This is a genomic window from Cupriavidus basilensis, from assembly GCF_029335485.1.
GTDB lineage: Bacteria > Pseudomonadota > Gammaproteobacteria > Burkholderiales > Burkholderiaceae > Cupriavidus > Cupriavidus basilensis_E.
Genome location: NZ_JARJLM010000170.1, coordinates 1 through 1156, shown reverse-complemented (window position 1 = coordinate 1156; position 1156 = coordinate 1). Strand labels below are relative to the sequence as shown.

The 1156-nt window shown below is 63.4% G+C and carries 2 pseudogenes; both read left to right on the top strand.

What is annotated here, in order from left to right:
* Positions 1–627 (top strand): annotated as a pseudogene (locus P3W85_RS10140) (polyhydroxyalkanoate depolymerase); the annotation flags it as partial.
* Between the two features lie 243 nt (positions 628–870).
* Positions 871–1156, top strand: a pseudogene (locus P3W85_RS10135) (NADP-dependent malic enzyme); the annotation flags it as partial.

The following is a 1156-nucleotide window of genomic DNA, read 5'->3' as shown; positions in this document are numbered from 1 at the left end:
ACCGCGGTCAACAACGTGGCGATCAGCAAGAGTTTGGCATGGTTCGAGAACAACGTGATCTACCACGTGCCGCAGGGCTTCCCCGGCGTCGGCCGCCGCGTCTACCCGGGCTTCCTGCAGCACACCGGCTTCGTCGCGATGAATCCGGACCGCCACGTGAACAGCCACTACGACTACTTCAAGGACCTGGTCAAGGGGGACGACGCCAGCGCCGAGGCCCACCGCAAGTTCTATGACGAGTACAACGCCGTGCTGGACATGGATGCGAACTACTACCTCGACACCATTCGCACGGTGTTTCAGGAATTCCATCTCGTGCAAGGCACCTGGGACGTCAGGAACCCTGAAGGCGTGCTGGAGCGCGTGCGTCCGCAGGACATCCATTCGACCGCGCTGCTGACCATCGAAGGTGAGTTGGACGATATCTCAGGCTCCGGCCAGACCCGTGCCGCACATGAACTGTGTACCGGTATCAGCCAGGTTCACCAGCGGCACTACGAAGTTGAGGGCGCGGGTCATTACGGCATCTTCAGCGGGCGTCGGTGGCGTGAGAATGTTTATCCGGAGGTACGGGCGTTCATTGCAGCGAGTGAGCGCGGCGCAAAGAGTGGACCGAGCGATGTCTAGCACGGGTGCCCCAATCTGGCTCACGCCACAGAGCATTGCGATGTCCGAGGTCTGTGCCGGTCTGCTCCGGGCACCGACGACAGGCATCGAGCAGGAGCGATTCGCTAATCTGCCGGCCGAGGATTTCGCGCCGATCTATTTTGGTTTACCGAAAGACGTGGGACGCGCGGCGCCGCCGATCTGCCCCTTACGACCGGAGCGGCCCTGGCGGGCGCTGGCCGGGCCACTTCCAGGAAGAGCATAATGACCAGCAAGACCGGCGGTGATGCACCGCAACACGCCCCCAACAGTCCTGACGCGCAATTGCGCCTGGCCGCGCTGGAATACCACCGCAGCCCGACCAAGGGCAAGATCCAGGTAAACGCGACCAAGGCGCTGTCCAACCAGCGCGACCTGTCCCTGGCCTACTCCCCGGGCGTGGCCTACGCCTGTGAAGAGATCGCCAAGGACCCGGCCATGGCGGCCGAGTACACCTCGCGCGGCAACCTGGTGGCGGTGATCACCAACGGTACCGCCGTGCTGGGCATGG